The organism is Nonomuraea fuscirosea (assembly GCF_003001935.1).
Lineage (GTDB): Bacteria > Actinomycetota > Actinomycetes > Streptosporangiales > Streptosporangiaceae > Nonomuraea > Nonomuraea fuscirosea.
In genome coordinates, this window is the sequence record NZ_PVNG01000002.1 from 269,504 (window position 1) to 287,685 (window position 18,182).

Sequence of the window (18,182 nt, forward strand, 5' to 3'; positions counted from 1 at the left end):
CGGGCCTGGTGGTGAACAAACTCGCTCCTTCTATAGGGGTGCGGCCGCGTCGGGGACGCGGTCCGCCGTAACCAGGTGGCAGGCGGCCGGATGGCCCGCGCCACGTGGGTCGGTCAAGGCAGGCTCGGTGCTGCGGCACTCGTCGTACGCCAGCGGGCAGCGCGTGTGGAAGCGGCAGCCGGCCGGCGGGTCCACCGGGCTCGGCACGTCGCCGCCGAGCACGATCCTGCGCCGCTCCCGCTGCCTGACCGGATCGGCCACGGGCGCGGCCGACAGCAGGGCCTGCGTGTACGGATGCCGCGGCTGCGCGAAGATCTCGGCCGTCGGCCCCGACTCGACGATCCGGCCCAGGTACATGACCGCGATCCGGTCGGCCAGGAACTCCACGACCGACAGGTCATGGGTGATGAACAGGCACGAGAAGCCCATGTCCCGCTGCAGGTCGGTGATCAGGTTGAGCACCGACGCCTGCACGGAGACGTCCAGTGCCGACACCGGCTCGTCCGCCACGACCAGTTTGGGCTCCAGGATCAGGGCCCTGGCCAGGCCGACCCGCTGCCGCTGCCCGCCGGACAGTTCGTGCGGGTAGCGCTTGCGCATCTCCTGCCGCAGCCCGACCTTCTCCAGCATGGCCGCCACGCGCCCGGCCGTCTCGCGCCGGTCGCACACCTTGTGCCGCAGCAGCGGCTCGCCGACGATCTGCTCGATCGAGAAGCGCGGGTTGAGCGAGGAGAACGGGTCCTGGAAGACCATGTGGACGTCGCGGCGCAGCGGGCGCATGGCCCGGCGCGACAGGTGGGTGATGTCCGTGCCGTTCAGCTCGATCGAGCCCGAGGTGGGCTCGGTCAGCCGCAGCACGCACTTGCCCACCGTGGACTTGCCGCTGCCCGACTCGCCGACCAGGCCGAGCACCTCGCCCTGGCCGATCTCCAGCGACAGGCCGTCCACGGCGCGTACCGGGCCGTAGTGCTTGACCAGGTTGTCGATCCGCAGGATCACTTCCCGCCTCCCGGGTGGAAACAGGCCGCCAGGTGACGGTCGGCCTGGCGTTCGAGCGGTGGCCTGGACAGCCGGCAGTCGTCCTGGGCGCGCGGGCAGCGGTCATGGAAGGCGCACTCGTCGGGGTCCGACATCGGCGAGGGCACCATGCCGGGGATCTCCGCCAGCCGCCCGTTCACCGCCGCCGACGGCAGCGCCTTCATCAACCCCAGCGTGTACGGGTGCCGCGGTTCGGCGAACAACTGCGCCACCGGCGCCTGCTCGACGGCGCGGCCCGCGTACATGACCACGGCGCGGTCGGCGATGTCGGCCACCACGCCCAGGTCGTGCGTGATGAGGATGATCGCGGTGCCCAGCCGGTCCCGCAGGTCGCGGAAGACGTCCAGCACCCCGGCCTGGATCGTCACGTCGAGCGCCGTGGTGGGCTCGTCGGCGATCAGCACCCGCGGCGAGCAGGCCACCGCGATGGCGATCATCACCCGCTGCCGCATGCCGCCGGAGAGCTGGTGCGGGTACTCCTTCATCCTGCGCCCCGGCGCCGGGATGCCGACCAGCTCCAGCAGCTCCTCCGCCCGCTTGGCGGCGCCCTGCCGGGACAGGCCCTCGTGCCGGCGCAGCACCTCGGCGATCTGGTAGCCGACGGTGAACGACGGGTTCAGCGAGGTCATCGGCTCCTGGAAGACGACCGAGACCGTCTTGCCGCGCACCCGCCGCAGCTCCGACTCGGGCAGTGTGGTCAGCTCGCGGCCGTCCAGCTTGATCGAGCCGCTCAGCTCGGTCGTGTCCGGCGGCAGCAGCCTGGGCACCGACATCGCGGTGACCGACTTGCCGCAGCCCGACTCGCCGCACAGCGCGAGGATCTCGCCCTCGTCCAGGGTGAGCGAGATGTCCCTGACCGCCTGGACGAGCCCGTCCTCGGTCCGGAAACCGACGCGGAGGTCGGTGATCTCCAGCAGGCTCATCGGGCGCTCCTCGGATCCAGTACGTCACGCAGCCCGTCGCCGAGCAGGTTGAAGCCCAGGGTGGCCAGCGCGATCATCAGCCCGGGCCAGATGGCCAGCCAGGGCGCGTCGCTCAGGTACTGCTGCGCGGTCGTCAGCATCACGCCCCACGACGGGGTCGGCGGCTGCACGCCCAGGCCCAGGAACGACAGCGTGGACTCGCCGATGATCGCCGCCGGGATCGCCACCGTGGCCTGCACGATGAGAGGGCTGGCGCAGTTCGGCAGCACGTATCTGAAGATGATGTGCCCGTCGCCCGCGCCGTCGGCGATGGCCGCGGCCACGTAGTCCATCTCCCTGACCGCCAGCACCTCGCCGCGGGTGATCCGGATGACGGCGGGCAGCTGGGCGAAGCCCAGTGCCAGCACCACGCCCTTCAGCGAGGGCCCGATGATCGCCGCCAGGCCGACCGCGAAGACCAGGAACGGGAAGGCCAGCGTCACGTCCACCAGCCGCATCACGATCGGGTCCAGCCAGCGCCGGTAGAACCCGGCGACCAGCCCGATCGGGATGCCGATGGCCATCGCCAGCAGCGTGGACAGCACGCCCGCCTGCAGCGAGACCTGCGCGCCGTGCGCGATCCTGGCCAGGGCGTCCCGGCCCAGGTCGTCGGTGCCCATCGGGTGCGCGCCCGACGGGGGAGCGAGGGTGGCCATGTAGTCCTGTGCGGCCGGGTCGCCGGTGACCAGGGGGCCCGCCAGCGCCAGCAGCACGAACGCGATCACCAGCACCAGGCCGGCCATCGGCATGGGCCTGCGCCGGAAGCGCCGCCACAGCCGCGTCCTTCTCATCACCTCAGTCATGGCCGCCTCCAGAGAGCCGGATCCGCGGGTTGAGGAAGGCGTAGGCGATGTCGACCAGCAGGTTGACCACCACGTAGCCGACCACCGTGACCAGCACGACCGCCTGGATGACGGGGTAGTTCCTGGTCAGGACCGCGTCCACGGTGAGCTTGCCGAACCCCGGGATGACGAAGATCTGCTCGGTCACCACCGCGCCGCTGATCAGCGCGCCCAGTTGCAGGCCCAGCACGGTCACCACGGTCGTCAGGCTGTTGCGCAGCGCGTGCGCGCCGACGACCTTGACCTCCGGCAGGCCCTTGGACCTGGCGGTCCTGACATAGTCGGCCGACAGCGCGCCCAGCATGGCCGAGCGGGTCTGCCGCATGAGGATCGCCGCGAAGCCGGTGCCGAGCACGAGCGCGGGCAGGATCATGCGCTGCAGGTTCTGGCCGGGGTCCTCGGTGAAGGGGACGTAGCCGGAGGCGGGCAGGACCTGCCAGGTCACCGCGAACAGCAGGATGCCGAGCAGGCCCAGCCAGAAGTGCGGCACCGACAGCCCGGCCAGGCCGAAGCCGGTGGCCACGTAGTCGGCGAACCTGCCGCGCCGCACGGCAGCGACGATGCCCGCGCCCACGCCGACGATGATCGCGACCAGCATGGCCAGCGCCGACAGCTCCAGCGTCACGGGGATCCGCTCGGCCAGGATGTCGATCACCGGGAGCTGGTCCTGCGTCGAGCGGCCGAAGTTGCCGGTGACGGTCTGGACGACGTAGTCCACGTACTGCGCGGGCAGCGGCTTGTCCAGGCCGAACTCGTGCCGGATGGCCTCGATCGCGGCGGGCGAGGCCTCCTGGCCCGCCATGACCGTGGCCGGGTCCCCGGGCAGCGCCCTGATCCCCAGGAAGATCAGGACGCTGGACAGGAACAGCACGATCACCGCCGACCCGCAGCGCCGGAGGATGAACCAGAGCATTACGCGGCGAACCCGGCGGTGACGAAGCGCGGCAGGCCGTCCTTGAAGTACTGGACGCCGGCGACCGTCTTGTGCATGCCGAGGTAGTACTTGTTGTGGTACAGGTACACGACGCCCCGCAGCTCGGCGGCCTTCTTCATGGCGGCGCCGTACAGCTCGGCGCGCTTGGCCGGGTCGGTCTCGGCGGCGGCCTGCTTGATCGGGTCGTCGATGCCCGGGTCGGACATGCCGGCGTAGTTGTTGCTGCCCTGGGTGGTGACCAGGTTTGTCAGGTTGCCGTCCGCGTCCACCCGGCCCGACCAGCCGCTCAGCAGGGTGTCGAACTTGCCCGCCTTGCCCTGCTCCAGCACGCTGACGAACTCGGCCGTCTGCACGCTCACGTTGAAGCCGGCCTCCTTGACCATCGACTGGATGACCTGCGCCAGGCGCTGGTTGACGGCGTCGTTCGGCGTGGCCATGGAGACCGGGATCGGCGTCGGCACGCCAGAGGCCTGCACGAGTTGCTTGGCCTTGGCCAGGTCACGCTTGGGGCAGGTCAGATCCTTCGGCCGGAACGGGCTGTCGTTCGGCACCGGGAAGCAGTCGACCTCGTGCAGGCCGTTGTACACGGTCTTGTTGATCGCGTCCCGGTCGAGCGCCAGCTCGAACGCCTCACGCAGCTGCGGGCTCTTGCCCAGCGCCGTGTCCACCGGGCCCGGCTTCTTGGTCGAGCCACTGGCGTTGCCGATGTTGATCTGGAAGCCGTAGTAACCCAGCCCGCCGCCGGAGACCACGGTCAGGTTGGGGTCGGCCTGCACGCCCTTGACGGTGTTGGTGGCGAGTTGGTCGCCCACCTGCACGTCGCCGGACTTGAGGTTCGCGGCCCGCACGTTGGGGTCGACGATGATTTTGTATACGAGCTTGTCCAGCTTCACCTTGGCCGCGTCGTAGTAGTCCGGCGCCTTCTCCAGGGTGATCTGGCTGCCGGAGGTCCGGCCGGCGAACTTGAACGGCCCCACGCACACCGGGCTCGCGCCGAAGTTGTCGCCGTCGGCGTCCAGGGCCTTCGGCGACATGATCATCCCGGCGCGGTCCGCGAGCTGCGCGGTCAGCGGCGTGAACGCCTGCGTCAGCGTGAGCTTCACCGTCGCGGGGTCGACGACGTCCACCTTGGTGACCGCGGCCAGGTCGGCCTGGCGGGCCGACTTCTCCCACGTACGGTGCCGGTCCAGCGACTTCTTCACCGCGTCGGCGTCGAGGGCCGTGCCGTCGTTGAACTTCACGCCTTCACGCAGCTTGATCGTCACCTCCTTGCCGTCGTCGGAGAGCTCGGGCAGGGCCGAGGCGAGCTGCGGCACGAGAGCGGAGGAGGCGTCGATGTCGTAGAGCTTCTCGCACATGTTCGCGAAGACCTCGCGGCCCACGAGCGTGGTGGAGATGCTCGGGTCCAGCGCGTCGGGGTCGGCGTTGAGCGCGATGTTGAGCGTGCCGCCGCTCTTGACCGCCCGGTGGTCGGCCGAGGCGCTGGCTATGGAACTAGGTGCCGCGGGTGTGGTGCTCGATCCGCCGCCGCCGCAAGCCGTCAGGGCGAGGGGGAGTGTCACGAGCGCCGCGACGACCTTGGGTGACGGTCGCATGGGGGCCTCCGTTGAAAACGTTTAGGAGACTGTATACAAGATCTGACATTTCAAGGATGTTTCGTAACCCTATGTCGTTATATGAGTGTTTCCTAATCGTTTGCCGGTTTTGGCTCGCGGGTCGCGGTCAGGAACGACCGCCGGGCCGCCGCGACGTGCGCGACCGCCCTGGCCTGCGCTTCGTCCTCGTCGCCCGCCTCGATCGCCTCCCACAGGCTCAGGTGCTCCTGCCAGGAGTGCGGGCCCCGGACGGCGGCCGTCTGACTGAAGATCCACTGCGCCCGCTGGAGCATCGGCTTCATCATCAGGGCGAGGTACGAGTTCCCCGCCGCCTCGCCCACCGCCAGGTGGAACGCGGTGTTCAAGTCGGCCACCTCTTCCAGCCGGCCGCTCTCCACCGCCTCCTTGGCCTGGTCGAGCACCTGCCGCAGCCGTATGGCCGAGGCCGACCCCCGCTTGCGCGCCGCCAGCCGGGCCGCCAGCCCCTCCACCGCCATGCGCACGTCGAAGAGCTCCTCACCCTCCTCCGCCGACAGCCGCGCGACCGTGGCGCCGATCCGGGGGACGACCTGGATGAAGCCCTCGGCGGCCAGCACCCTGATGGACTCGCGCACCGGGTTGCGGGAGACGCCGAGCGCGGCGGCCAGCCGATCCTCGACCAGCCGCTCACCCTGGGCGAGCTCGCCGGCGAGAATGCGGCGGCGCAACTCCGCGGTGACCTCGTCGCGCAAGGTCCGGTGGGCCGCGCCCAGCGTGAAATCAGTCATATCGGCCTAATCGTATACAGGAGGTCGGCCGCGCTGTGCCGGGGTACCAGCCGGCGGCCGTCACTTCCCTGGCCGCCTCCCCGAGACCGCCGCATGCGCTGGTCCTTACCCGGCCGCCGCCTTCTTCTTCGCCCGGTGTGGGAGCCACAGGCCCGTGCCGTACATGGTCAGGCCGAGCAGGACGAAACCGAGCGCCACCGGCCAGCGCAACCCGGGCTCCATGTACGTGGCCAGGAACCAGGAGTGCCGGAGCTGCCCGTTGGAGACCATGATCGCCGCCACGACGCCCTGCGGGAACAGCGGGATCGCGCCCAGGACCCAGCAGATCATCACGATCGTCCGATGCGCCGCCGGCATGTCGGGCAGCTTGAACGCGGACGGCTTGGGGCTCTCCGGCCTGCGTCCCGTACGCATGAGGTGCAGCAACTCCGGTCCCCGGGCCGTCAGCCGCCGATCCGCGAGCAGGCCCAGGCCCCAGTAGCACAGCGCGCCGGTGGCCAGCCCGGCCGCGACACCCCACCAGCCGTACAGTGTCGCGACGGCGATGGCCGGCGCGCCGGTCAGGGCCACGAGCACCATCGCCAGGTACGCCAGCCCGGTCAGGGCGCCGTCCTCCTCGCTCGTGCGCAGCGGGTTGCCGCCCCGTTTCTGCGGGTCGGTGCTGGGCACCAGCGCGTACACCGAGATGAGCGGCACCAGCCCCGCGCCGCCGCCGAGCAGCGCGGCCGTGGCCGTCAGGATCACCGCCCACGGGCCACCGGTGATCAGCGTGCACGCCACCGCCACCAGCACCGCCACCGGGCCCACCGTCACCAGCCAGGCCAGTTGCCTGCCTCGCACGTCGGACGAACCCGGCGTCATCAGGGCGAGCCAGAGGGAGGTGCCGTCGGTGCCGTACAGGTTGGAGGTCATCGCGGCCGCCATGACGATGAAGATCGGGGCCGCCCACGGCAGCATGTCCGTCCAGCCCAGCACGAGCGGCGCGCTCGCGAAGAACACCCCGTAGGCGAGGGCGAACGTGAGCTGGTGGTTGCGCACCAGGTCCCGCGACCAGGTGCGCAGCTCCTTGGCCACCACCGCCTCCCGGCCGTTGCGGGCCCGCATCGGCCGCCGGCCGCGGGTCGAGGGCCGGTTCGCGCCCGCCCGGCGGGTCAGCAGCCCCGCCCACGCCGCCAGCAGCAGCGCGATGAGCACGACCATCGCGGCCAGCCCCAGATAGTCGCCCTGGACGGCGAGCAGCCCCCAGCCGGACGGCAGGTAGCGGACGAACTCCGGGATCTGCGCGCCCTGCCCGAACGCCACCGCGAACACCCACGCCTGGCCCAGGAAGGCCAGCACCACACCGTTGAGCAGGCCCGCGCCGATCGCCCCCGCCCGCGAACGCAGCGCGATGCCCAGCAGCGCCACCGCCACCTTCGACAGCAGCACGAACACCGCCAGCTGCAACACCATCGCCGGCACCGCCACGAGCGCGTTCACCGGTGAGGTGGCCGCGACGACAAGACCGGCCAGCGCGATCAGGCCGACCACCGGGGCCACGCCCACGAACGCCGACACCAGCAGCGCGGCCGCCAGCCGCCACGGAGGCAGCCCCATCAGGGAGAAGAACTCCGGGCGCAGCGTCTCGTCACCGCCGCCGGAGAAGACGGGGCCGATGATCCAGCCCAGCATCCACACCGCGAGCGCGGCGGCCAGCCAGTCGCCCTCCAGGAAGGCCAGGTAGATCGTGCCCGCCGCGAGCACCAGGCCGAGCGTGCCGCCCGAGGCCATCATGGTGCCCTTGTCGCCCTTCAGCGAATGACGCAGAATCGCGAGCTTCATCCGGGCCATGGTGACGGCTACAGCCATGACAGCCCCTTAGTCGCGGTGGTGCCGGAGCCGACCAGTTCCACGAACCTGTCCTCGAGCGTGGCCGTGCCGCGTACCTCGTCCAGCCTGCCTGCCGCCGCCACCCGGCCCTTGTCGATCACGCCCACGTGGTCGCAGAGCTGCTCCACCAGCGCCATCACGTGGCTGGACAGCACGATCGAGCCGCCGCCTGCCACGAAGCCGCGCAGGATCGTCTTGATCGTCGCCGCCGAGACCGGGTCCACCGCCTCGAACGGCTCGTCCAGCACCAGCAACTTGGGCGCGTGCAACAGTGCCGTGGCCAGAGCGATCTTCTTACGCATGCCCGTGGAGTACTCGATGACGAGCGTCTTCTCCGCGCTGTCCAGCTCCAGCACCGACAGCAGCTCCTCGACCCGCTCGGCCACCACCTCCTTGCTCAGCCCGCGCAGCAGGCCGAGATAGGTGAGCACCTCACGCCCGGTGAGCCGCTCGGGCATCGCCAGGCCGTCCGGCAGCACGCCGACGAGCTGCTTGGCCTTCCCCGGGTCGGACCAGACGTCCGAGCCGAAGATCCACGCCGCTCCCGAGTCGGGCCGCAGCAGGCCGACCGCCATGGACAGCGTGGTCGTCTTGCCCGCGCCGTTCTGCCCGACCAGGCCGTAGAAGGAACCCTGAGGGACGGTCAGATCGACGTGGTCCACGGCGGTTTTGTCGCCGAAGGTCTTGGCTAAGCCCTTGATCTCCAAGGCCGCTGTCATGGTTGTCTCCTGGTCGCGATGGTGAAGGTGGCGACCAGCTCACGGGTGAGCAGGTCGAGGTCGAAGTCGGGGTCGTGAAAGAGACGCCCCGGCACGGCGTCGATGGCTCCCCGGATGGCGATGGCCATGGTCCGCTGGTGGAAGTCGCGGAACTCGCCGGCCTGCCGGCCCCAGTGCAGGATCTTCTCCAGGTCGGTGATGGCCACCTCGGCCTGCTCGGCGTACGGCCCCGGGCCGCTTTCCCCGCCTTGGGCGTGCGTGACGATCTCCACCAGCGCCAGGAGGGGCTTGCGGTGCAGCCGCATGAACTCGAGGTTGCCCTCGATGTACGCGCGCAGCGCCTCCGTCGCGGAGGGCTGTGCCAGGATGCGCGGGAGCATCAGGTCGGTGGCCAGCTTGGCCACCTCCGCGACGACGGCCTGGATGAGCGGGTCCTTCCCGCCGAAGTGGTACGAGATCACGCCGCTGCTGATCTTCGCCTGCTTGGCGATCCTGGCCATGGTGGCGTTGGCGTAGCCGTGCTCGGCGATCACCTCGATGGCACACGCGATGATCTGGGCCCGGCGGGCCTCTTCAATGAACGTGCGACTTTCTGGCTGCACATCCAAAACTTTAAACGGTCATTCAAATTTTTGGAAGAGCAATCAACCATCGGGACGATCAGGTCCGAGAAGGCACGCCGTCAAGGCGGATACGCGCTGGTCCGCAGGTTCGGCGGCGAATGCCTCAGCCAGGGCGAGCGCGGTACTGGACGGCGCCCGCCACCACTGGACGGCGCCCACCACCACTGGGCGCCGCCCCTTTCGCTCAGGCCCGCAGTCGCAGCCCGCGTGGCGTCGGATGGAAGCCGGCCGCCTCCAGAGCCGCGGCCAGCGGGGAGTCCACGATGGAGGCGCCGTCGGCCCGCTCCACCGTCAGCTTGCCCAGCGCCCCATCACGTACGGCCAGGGCCAGCGCGTCCACCGCCGGCTGCAGCCGGTCACCATCGGTGAACGACAGCAGCGTCTTGCCGCCGCGTTCCACGTAGAGCACCAGATGACCGTCCACCAGCACGACGAGCGCGCCCGCCTTTCTGCCCGGTTTGTGCCCGGCGTCGCCGGGACGCTGCGGCCAGGGAAGCGCGGCCCCGTACGGGCTGGCCGGATCCGCGGACGCCAGCACCACGGCCCGCCGCCCGCCGTCGGACCGCCCAGCCCCAGGCCGTTCTCCACCCCCGGCCCACCGACCAGCCCGCGGGCCACCGAACGCCGCCTCACCGGCCACCCCGCCGCCGGCTTGACCGGCCACCCCGCCGGCGGCCTGACCAGCCATCCCACCGGCGATCCCACCGGTCGCCTCGCCCGCCCCACCGGCCCCCCAGCCGGCCGTTCCGCTGGTGGGCCCGCCCGGGATCCCCCCGGTCGTCTCGCCCCCGGCCTCACCGGCCCCCCAGCCAGTCGATCCGCCCGGTGGAGAGCCTGGGGCGATGCCGGGGGCCATGGCGCGCATGCGGTCGACCGCTCCCGGCAACGCGAACTGCGCGCCGCCGAGCCCCTCGACGAAGTAGCCCCGCCGGCACCGCCCGCTCTCCTCGTACGCCCGCAGCACCTGGTAGACGGGCGTGAACCCGCCGGGCAGCCGCTCCGATGTCACCGAGCCCCGCGTCACCACGCCGTGCCGTTCGAGCAGCACCTCGGCCTGGGCGTGGGCGCGCTGGGTGGCGTCGTCGGCGGGGGAGGGCAGCAACCACCAGCGGCCGGCCACCGTGGGCGGGCCGCTCCGGCTGGGCAGCACGGCCCGGCGCCGCCGCGTCGTGGCCGGCCGGTGCGCGGGACGCCCGGTGCCGAGCGTGGCGCGCAGCGGTGCGAGGGTGTCGCCGGAGATCCGCCCGGCCCACACCAGGTCCCACAGCGCGGACACCAGCGTCGTGTCGTCCAGCGAGCCGAGCTGGTCGGAGATCCCGCGGAAGAACAGCGCCCCACCCCCGCCGAGCAGCTCCAGCACCTGCTCGTGCACCGGCGTCATGGTGATCTCGGCGGGTTCGGGCATCAGCAGCGGCGCCGTGTCGGCGAAGTAGAGCGACACCCATCCGTCACCGCCGGGCAGCGAGCCCTGACCCGTCCACATCACGTCGCCCGCCGAGGTCAGCTCGTCGAGCAGGGCCGGATGGTAGCCGGGCACCCGGGACGGCAGCACCAGGGTCTCCAGCGCCGAGGCGGGGACGGCCGCTCCCTGGAGTTGTTCGACGGCGCGGACGAGCGCGTCCATGGCCCGGGCCGCGCCGATCGCCGCACCGCGCGGCCCGCCGCCACCGCTCCCCGCGCCGGAGCCGGTGACGCCGTGCCAGGCGGGCAGGAACAGCGCGAGCGTCTCGGGGGCGACCGGCTCGACCTCCTTGCGCAGCCTGGCCAGCGACCTGCGGCGCAACATCCGCAGCACGCCCGCGTCACACCACTCCTCGCCGCGCCCGCCAGGCCGGAACTCGCCGTTGACGACCCGCCCCGTCGCGGCCAGCCGCCGCAGCGCGTCGCTCACCACGGCCACGCCGAGCCCGAACCTGGCGGCCGCCGTGTCGGCGTGGAAGGGCCCGCGCGTACGGGCGTGCCGGGCGACGAGGTCGGCCAGCGGATCGGGCACCGGCTCCAGGAAGGCGTGCGGCACCCCCACGGGCGGCGGCACGCCCAGCGCGTCACGCATGCGCGCCGTGTCCTCGATGGCCGCCCACTGCTCCTCGCCCGCGATGCGCACCCTGATCGCCCGCCGGGCCCGTTCGAGCTGCTCCAGCCAGGCCGGATCGCCGCCGCGCACGCTCACGTCGGGCGCGAGCAGCGGCCCGTGCGAGCGCAGCAGGTCGGCGAGGTCCTCCAGGTCGCGCAGCGGCCGGTCGAGCCTGGCCAGCTCGCGTTCGCTGTCGGAGATCACGTCGGGGTCGAGCAGCTCGCGCAGGTCGGCCTGGCCGAGCAGCTCGGCCAGCAGCGTGGTGTCCAGCGCCAGGGCCTGCGCCCGGCGTTCGGCCAGGGGCGCGTCTCCCTCGTACATGAACGCGCCTACGTAGTGGAACAGCAGCGAGGCCGCGAACGGCGAGGCCTGCGAGGTCTCCACCTCCACCAGCCGCACCCGGCGGGCGGCGATGTCGCGCATGAGCCGCACCAGACCCGGCACGTCGAAGACGTCCTGCAGGCACTCGCGCATCGTCTCCAGCACGATCGGGAACGAGGCGTACTGAGAGGCCACGCCCAGCAGGTGGGCGGCCCGCTGCCGCTGCTGCCACAGCGGGCTGCGCCGGCCCGGGGTGCGGCGCGGCAGCAGCAGCGCCCGGCCCGCGCACTCCCTGAACCGGGAGGCGAACATGGCCGATCCGCCCAGCTCCTCGGTGACGATCTGCTCGATCTCCTCGGCGTCGAACGCGGCCACGTCGGTCGGCGGCTCGGCCAGCGTGTCGGGGATGCGCAGCACGATGCCGTCGTCGGAGTGGACGGCCTGCACGTCGATGCCGTAGCGCTCGCGCAGCCGCCGGTTGATCGCCAGCGCCCAGGGGGCGTGCACCCGCGCGCCGTAGGGGGAGTGGATCACCACCCGCCAGTCGCCGAGCTCGTCGTGGAAGCGTTCGACCAGCAGGGTGCGGTCGTCGGGCACGTAGCCGGTCGCCTCGCGCTGCTCCTTGAGGTAGGACAGCAGGTTGGCCGAGGCGAACTCGTCGAGGCCCGCGGCGCGCATCCGTTCGGTGGAATCCTGTTTGGCCTGCTCGCGCAGGAACTGCCCGATCGCCCGCCCCAGCTCGGCCGGCCGGCCCGGCGCGTCGCCGTGCCAGAACGGCAGCTTGCCCGGCTGGCCCGGCGCGGGGGAGACCAGCACCCGGTCGGCCGTGATGTCCTCGATCCGCCAGGAGGTCGCGCCCAGCACGAACACGTCGCCGACGCGCGACTCGTAGACCATCTCCTCGTCCAGCTCGCCCACCCTGGAGGCCCGCTCGCCCACCAGGAAGACGCCGAACAGGCCGCGGTCGGGGATCGTGCCGCCGTTGGTGACCGCCAGCCGCTGCGCGCCCGGCCGGCCCTGCAGGGTGCCGGTCACCCGGTCCCACACGATGCGCGGGCGCAGCTCGGCGAACTCCTCGCTCGGGTAACGCCCGGCCAGCATGTCGAGGGTGGCCTCCAGCGCGCTCCTCGGCAGCGTCGCGTAGGGGGCGGCCCGCTTGACCACCTCTTCGAGCTCGTCGACCGTCCACTCGTCGAGCGCGGTCATCGCCACGATCTGCTGGGCCAGCACGTCGAGCGGATTACGCGGATAGCGCAGCTCCTCGATCAGCCCGCTCTTCATCCGTTCGGCCACCACGGCCGTCTGCACCAGGTCGCCGCGGTATTTCGGGAAGATGACCCCCCTGGACACCGCGCCCACCTGGTGACCCGCCCGCCCGATGCGCTGCAGCCCGCTGGCCACGCTCGGAGGCGCCTCCACGCAGGCGACCAGGTCGACCGCGCCCATGTCGATGCCCAGCTCCAGGCTGGAGGTGGCGACCACGGCCGGCAGCCGGCCCGACTTCAGCGCTTCCTCGATCTGCGCCCGCTCCTCCTTGGAGACCGAGCCGTGGTGAGCGCGTACGATCTCCGTCACGACGCCCCCGCCGGAGCCGGCCTGCGCCATCATGTCGGCGGGCATGCGCCTGACCGGCCCCGGCCCCGGCTCCCGCGGCCCTCGGTCTCCCGCGTTCGCGGCCCCGCCCTCAGCTCTGGATCCGGCCCCGCCCTCAGCCTTCGGTCCGGCCCCGCCCTCGGCGTCCGGTCCGGCCCCGTCCTTCGGGTCGGCGCCCGTCGGGCCCGTGTCCAGGCCCGGTCCGGCGGAGGGGTCCGTCTCCCAGATCGACAGGTCGACGGCCTCGGTGGCGGCGCCGTGCTGGCGTTCGTAGGCCAGCTCGTTGAGCCGGGTGCACAGCCGTTCGGCCAGCCGCCGGGAGTTGGCGAACACGATCGTGGAGCTGTGCGCCTCGATCAGGTCGAACAGCCGCTCCTCGACGTGCGGCCAGATCGACCGGTTGGCCGGCTCCGGCGCGAACTCCTCCTCCGCCGGCTCCGCGCGCGGCCGCCCCTCCATCTCCGTCATGTCCTCGACGGGAACGACGACCTCGACCTCGATCCGCTTGTCCGACGGCGGCTGCACCACGGTGGCCGGTCGCGTGCCGCCCAGGAACGCGGCCACCTCACTCACCGGCCGCACGGTCGCCGACAGCCCGATCCGCTGCGCCGGGCTGTCGAGCAGGGCGTCGAGCCGTTCGAGAGTGACGGCGAGGTGAGCGCCGCGCTTGGTGCCCGCGACCGCGTGCACCTCGTCCACGATCACCGTCCGCACACCCCGCAGCGCCTCCCGCGCCTGGCTGGTGAGCAGCAGGAACAGCGACTCCGGCGTGGTGATCAGGATGTCGGACGGCCTGGCCGCGAACCGCCTGCGGTCTTCGGCCGGAGTGTCGCCCGACCTGATCGCCACCGAGATCTCCGGCACCGGCAGCCCCAGCCTGCGCGCCGTCTGCTTCAACCCGGCCAGCGGCGCGCGCAGGTTGCGCTCGACGTCGACGGCCAGCGCCTTGAGCGGCGACACGTAGAGCACCCGCGTGCCCGCCCGCCCCGCCTGGTCGCCCGGATCAGGCTCGGCGGCCAGCCGGTCGAGCGACCACAGGAAGGCGGCCAGCGTCTTGCCCGACCCGGTGGGCGCGACGACGAGGGTGTTGTCGCCACGCGAGATCGACTCCCACGCCCCCTCCTGGGCGGCGGTGGGAGCTTGGAAGGCTCCGGCGAACCATTGCCTGGTCACCTGGCTGAACTGGGCTAGCGAGCTCACCAGCTCATCCTGCCTCGCGCCACCGACAGAAAACCCATTTGGCCCGGCGCCGGGTGATTGAGGGGCCGCCCGCGTGGACATACAGCGACCGTGACCATCGATTACGCGGCCATCGAAGCCCGCCGTACGGACATACGAGAGCGCTACGTGTTACCGCACCGGCCCTCGAGCAGCGCGCGCGGTCTCCACCACATGGCCCTGCTCTCCTCCGACGTCGAACGGACCATCAAGTTCTACCAGGAACTCCTGGAGTTCCCGCTCACGGAGATCATCGAAAACCGCGACTACGAGGGCTCCAACCACTTCTTCTTCGACATCGGCAACGGCAACCTGCTCGCCTTCTTCGACTTCCCCGGCCTCGACCTCGGGCCGTACCAGGAAGTGCTCGGCGGGCTCCACCACATCGCGATCTCCGTCGACCCCGCCACGTGGGAGCGGCTGCGCGGGAAGCTGGAGATGGCCGGCGTGCCGCACCAGATAGAGAGCGGCGCCTCCATCTACTTCAAGGACCCCGACGGCGCCCGCCTGGAGCTGCTCGCCGACCATCTCGGTGAGATGTACGGCGCGCGGGTGATGTGACCTAACGCCGCGACGCCCTGCGCGTCCGCGGTGTGCCCGCACGCGGTGCCTGTCTGATGCCCGCGTGCCGCTCGGCGCGCTCCGCCTTCTCCTCACGTACGGTCTGGCGCAGCGCGCGCAGTAACCGGCGGCGTCTGGCTCTGTTGGCCTTGGCTCTGGCTGTCTTCGGGGGTGAAGACTTGGGGGTCTTTGGCATGAGGATGTCCTACCCACACCTCCCGGGATTCCATACTTGAGTTCATGCGCCTGACCGAGTTCTGGAGACGGATGAACGCCCACTTCGGCGAGACGTACGCCGAGTCGTGGGCCCGCGACTACGTCATCGCCCCGCTGGGCGGGCGGACCGTGGTGCAGGCGCTGGCTGACGGGGAGAGCGCGAAGACGGTGTGGCGTGCGGTCTGCCAGGTGGAGGACGTCTCGTCCAAGCTGCGGTGATCGTGTCGGTGCTGTAGTCGCTCCGGGGTGGTCGCGCAGACTGGGGGTGGGGTCGCGCCGATCGGATGATTGACCGGATGCGGGTGACCGTCCTGATTCAGCGGACCTATCGGTCGAGCCGCGTACCGGCAGGGCTGCGACGCTCTAGCCGGAGCGGCCCGGATGGTCTGGATGGTCAGGGTGATCCGAGTTGTCTGGGTTGTCTGAGTGGTCCGGCTCGTCCACCGCGAGTGTCCGGCGAAGGGCGATGGCCGCACGCTCCAGATCGTTCGCGGCGCCCTGCCCGCCCGGCGACCACAACAGCTGCCATCCGTCGTTCGACGGGGTGGCGAAGACGATCGTCTGGCGGGCGGTGCGGGGGTGCCACACCCACAACACCGGATCCTCGGCGCCGACCATCCGGCTGACCAGGCCGTAGGCGGGCAACAGTTCGGCGAGAGCCTCAAGATGGACACGTCGTTCCCCGGTGAAGCCGCTCGCCACGTGCCGCCTCCAACTGTCGCCCTGCAGTGAGTCTCCCCAGCTCATCGCGCCTGACAACACGCAGTGCCCAACCGTCCGCGTACATCATCGGAGTGCCGTTCTTCCACGGACACGCACCCGCCCTCACCCCGCTCTCCGTCCCTCGCGCTCCTGGCATACGCAGCCGGCCGCCCTCCGCTCTGAGCTCAACTCCGAACGCGGCTCCGGTCCCGCTCCGAACCTGTGCCTCGGCTTCATCACGACCTCAGGACCCCTTCACGCCCAGCTCAGCCCTCAGCCCCAGCCCGGGCGCCGCCAGCAGCCCTCAGCCCTCGGCCCCTCGGCCCCTCGGCCCCCCAGCCCCCAGCCCTCAGCACCCCAGCCCCCAGCCCTCGGTCCGATCCCCGCTTCAGCTCCGACCCAAGCTCCGGACTCGTGCAGTCCCGTTCCACACGACCTGTTTGCGCCCCACAGCCCGAGCCGCAGATTCATCCCCGTCCCATCCCGGACCTATGTCCAAGCCCTGGCCCTCGACAGTTCCTCGACCGGTTCCCCCGACCGATTCCCCGACAGATTCCCCGGCCGGTTCCCCAACTGGCTTCTCAGCGGGAGGCGGAATCATGCGTAGGGGCCGGATGGGTTCCAGGGGCCTGATGATCAATGACGACCTGCGTGTTTCTGCTGAGATCGAACAGCCGTTCGGCTACGATAGGAAAGCCGGGCCACGTCTTCCCCGACTGCGGCAGAAATTGTCGGTGGCAGGCCGTAGCTTTCACTCGACTGATCGGACCACGACCCTCCAGGGGGAGTTCCATGGCTATCAACGACCGCGAGAAGGCCCTCGAGACCGCGCTCGCTCAGATCGAGCGGCAGTTCGGCAAGGGCTCCGTCATGAGACTGGGCGACGACGCCCGAGCTCCCATCGAGGTGATCCCCACGGGGTCGATCTCCCTTGACGTCGCCCTCGGCATCGGCGGCCTGCCGCGCGGCCGCATCGTGGAGATCTACGGTCCTGAGTCCTCGGGTAAGACCACGATCGCCCTCCACGCGGTGGCCAACGCCCAGCGGGCCGGCGGCATCGCGGCGTTCGTCGACGCCGAGCACGCCCTCGACCCCGAATACGCCAAGAAGCTCGGGGTCGACACCGACGCTCTGCTGGTCTCCCAGCCCGACACGGGTGAGCAGGCGCTCGAGATCGCCGACATGCTGATCAGGTCCGGCGCCGTCGACATCATCGTCATCGACTCGGTGGCGGCCCTGGTGCCCAAGGCCGAGATCGAGGGCGAGATGGGCGACAGCCACGTCGGTCTCCAGGCCCGTCTCATGTCCCAGGCGCTGCGTAAGATCGCCGGCGCCCTCAGCAGCACCGGCACCACCGCCATCTTCATCAACCAGCTCCGCGAGAAGATCGGCGTCATGTTCGGCAGCCCTGAGACGACGACCGGCGGTAAGGCGCTGAAGTTCTACGCCTCGGTCCGGATGGACATCCGCCGCATCGAGACTCTCAAGGACGGCACGGAGGCGGTCGGCAACCGCACCAGGATCAAGGTCGTCAAGAACAAGATGGCCCCGCCCTTCCGCGTCGCCGACTTCGACATCCTCTACGGGGTGGGCATCTCCCGCGAGGGCGGCCTCATCGACATGGGTGTGGAGCACGGCTTCGTCCGCAAGTCCGGCGCCTGGTACACCTACGAGGGCGACCAGCTCGGCCAGGGCAAGGAGAACGCCCGCAACTTCCTGAAGAACCACCCCGACATGGCCAACGAGATCGAGAAGAAGATCAAGGACAAGCTGGGCGTGGGCCCGCGTCTCGACGCCCCCGCCGAGGCCGCCGCCGCTCCGGCTCCGGCCGCAGCCGCTCCTTCGGGTCGGGGCTCGAAGTCCACCCCGAAGCCGGGTGACGTCTGATCGATCACGCATGAGCAGCACGGATCGCTCGCAAGCGCCCCCTCCACCAGACCGGGGCGCCGGGCCCGAGCCCACTTCGTCACGCAGGCGCGACCTGGCCCGTTCGGCCACGGACGGCTGGCCGTCGGTGGACGAGTGGCGCGAGCAACGCATCCGCCTGCGCGCCGTCGAGGCGGCGGAACCCTCCGCCGCCGCCCCGCCGGACCCGGCCGCCTCGCCGGACGCGGTAGCTCCGCCGGACCCAGACCTTCCGTCGGATAC

General features: G+C 71.1%; 14 protein-coding genes. 3 read left to right on the forward strand and 11 right to left on the reverse strand.

The window, feature by feature from the left end; all coding sequences use genetic code 11:
- Positions 1-30: 30 nt before the first annotated feature.
- The 10 genes from B0I32_RS61355 to B0I32_RS04850 all read right to left on the reverse strand — a co-directional run bounded on the left by B0I32_RS61355 (position 31) and on the right by B0I32_RS04850 (position 14,540).
- Positions 31-999, reverse strand: a complete 969-nt coding sequence (locus B0I32_RS61355; protein WP_342751710.1) for an ABC transporter ATP-binding protein — start codon at positions 997-999, stop codon at positions 31-33.
- On the reverse strand, positions 996-1,961 hold the full coding sequence (locus B0I32_RS61360; RefSeq protein WP_106235292.1) for an ABC transporter ATP-binding protein: 966 nt from the start codon (positions 1,959-1,961) through the stop codon (positions 996-998). Before B0I32_RS61360 ends, B0I32_RS61355 begins: the two co-directional genes overlap by 4 nt.
- Positions 1,958-2,803: an ABC transporter permease gene (locus B0I32_RS04815; RefSeq protein ID WP_219911655.1), complete on the reverse strand. Its 846-nt coding sequence runs from the start codon at positions 2,801-2,803 to the stop codon at positions 1,958-1,960. The genes B0I32_RS61360 and B0I32_RS04815 overlap by 4 nt, the downstream gene beginning before the upstream one ends.
- Positions 2,796-3,755, reverse strand: coding sequence for an ABC transporter permease (locus B0I32_RS04820; protein WP_106235294.1), 960 nt, complete (start codon positions 3,753-3,755; stop codon positions 2,796-2,798). The genes B0I32_RS04815 and B0I32_RS04820 overlap by 8 nt, the downstream gene beginning before the upstream one ends.
- Complete coding sequence (locus B0I32_RS04825) at positions 3,755-5,371, reverse strand: ABC transporter substrate-binding protein (RefSeq protein WP_106235296.1); 1,617 nt, start codon at positions 5,369-5,371, stop codon at positions 3,755-3,757. Before B0I32_RS04825 ends, B0I32_RS04820 begins: the two co-directional genes overlap by 1 nt.
- 92 nt (positions 5,372-5,463) lie before the next feature.
- On the reverse strand, positions 5,464-6,138 hold the full coding sequence (locus tag B0I32_RS04830) for a GntR family transcriptional regulator (protein WP_106235298.1): 675 nt from the start codon (positions 6,136-6,138) through the stop codon (positions 5,464-5,466).
- A gap of 105 nt (positions 6,139-6,243) precedes the next feature.
- On the reverse strand, positions 6,244-7,986 hold the full coding sequence (locus B0I32_RS04835; RefSeq protein WP_181307011.1) for a hypothetical protein: 1,743 nt from the start codon (positions 7,984-7,986) through the stop codon (positions 6,244-6,246).
- Complete coding sequence (locus tag B0I32_RS04840; RefSeq protein ID WP_106235302.1) at positions 7,977-8,726, reverse strand: ABC transporter ATP-binding protein; 750 nt, start codon at positions 8,724-8,726, stop codon at positions 7,977-7,979. The genes B0I32_RS04835 and B0I32_RS04840 overlap by 10 nt, the downstream gene beginning before the upstream one ends.
- Entirely contained in the window at positions 8,723-9,328 is a 606-nt protein-coding gene (locus tag B0I32_RS04845; protein WP_181307013.1) for a TetR/AcrR family transcriptional regulator, read from the reverse strand. The genes B0I32_RS04840 and B0I32_RS04845 overlap by 4 nt, the downstream gene beginning before the upstream one ends.
- A 205-nt stretch (positions 9,329-9,533) precedes the next feature.
- Positions 9,534-14,540, reverse strand: coding sequence for an Lhr family helicase (locus B0I32_RS04850; RefSeq protein WP_425438085.1), 5,007 nt, complete (start codon positions 14,538-14,540; stop codon positions 9,534-9,536).
- A gap of 87 nt (positions 14,541-14,627) precedes the next feature.
- On the opposite strand from B0I32_RS04850, the gene B0I32_RS04855 reads away from it, so the two are divergent.
- A complete protein-coding gene (locus B0I32_RS04855) occupies positions 14,628-15,116 on the forward strand; it encodes a VOC family protein (RefSeq protein WP_106235308.1) in 489 nt (162 codons plus the stop codon).
- Between the two features lie 240 nt (positions 15,117-15,356).
- Positions 15,357-15,551 carry a DUF3046 domain-containing protein gene (locus tag B0I32_RS04860; protein ID WP_106235310.1) on the forward strand — a complete coding sequence of 65 codons (195 nt, stop codon included), beginning with the start codon at positions 15,357-15,359 and terminating at the stop codon, positions 15,549-15,551.
- Between the two features lie 144 nt (positions 15,552-15,695).
- Here B0I32_RS04860 and B0I32_RS04865 read toward each other — a convergent pair whose 3' ends face one another.
- A complete protein-coding gene (locus tag B0I32_RS04865; protein WP_181307017.1) occupies positions 15,696-16,034 on the reverse strand; it encodes a hypothetical protein in 339 nt (112 codons plus the stop codon).
- A gap of 792 nt (positions 16,035-16,826) precedes the next feature.
- Here B0I32_RS04865 and recA point away from each other — a divergent pair.
- Positions 16,827-17,921, forward strand: coding sequence for a recombinase RecA (gene recA / locus B0I32_RS04870; protein ID WP_106235312.1), 1,095 nt, complete (start codon positions 16,827-16,829; stop codon positions 17,919-17,921).
- Positions 17,922-18,182 lie beyond the last annotated feature (261 nt).

Coding starts and splice junctions, on each gene's coding strand:
- B0I32_RS04815 (WP_219911655.1), bottom strand. CDS start 2,803: ATGACTGAGGTGATGAGAAGGACGCGGCTGTGGCGGCGCTTCCGGCGC.
- B0I32_RS04830 (WP_106235298.1), bottom strand. CDS start 6,138: ATGACTGATTTCACGCTGGGCGCGGCCCACCGGACCTTGCGCGACGAG.
- B0I32_RS04860 (WP_106235310.1), top strand. CDS start 15,357: ATGCGCCTGACCGAGTTCTGGAGACGGATGAACGCCCACTTCGGCGAG.
- B0I32_RS04835 (WP_181307011.1), bottom strand. CDS start 7,986: ATGGCTGTAGCCGTCACCATGGCCCGGATGAAGCTCGCGATTCTGCGT.
- B0I32_RS61360 (WP_106235292.1), bottom strand. CDS start 1,961: ATGAGCCTGCTGGAGATCACCGACCTCCGCGTCGGTTTCCGGACCGAG.
- B0I32_RS04840 (WP_106235302.1), bottom strand. CDS start 8,726: ATGACAGCGGCCTTGGAGATCAAGGGCTTAGCCAAGACCTTCGGCGAC.
- B0I32_RS04825 (WP_106235296.1), bottom strand. CDS start 5,371: ATGCGACCGTCACCCAAGGTCGTCGCGGCGCTCGTGACACTCCCCCTC.
- recA (WP_106235312.1), top strand. CDS start 16,827: ATGGCTATCAACGACCGCGAGAAGGCCCTCGAGACCGCGCTCGCTCAG.
- B0I32_RS04820 (WP_106235294.1), bottom strand. CDS start 3,755: ATGCTCTGGTTCATCCTCCGGCGCTGCGGGTCGGCGGTGATCGTGCTG.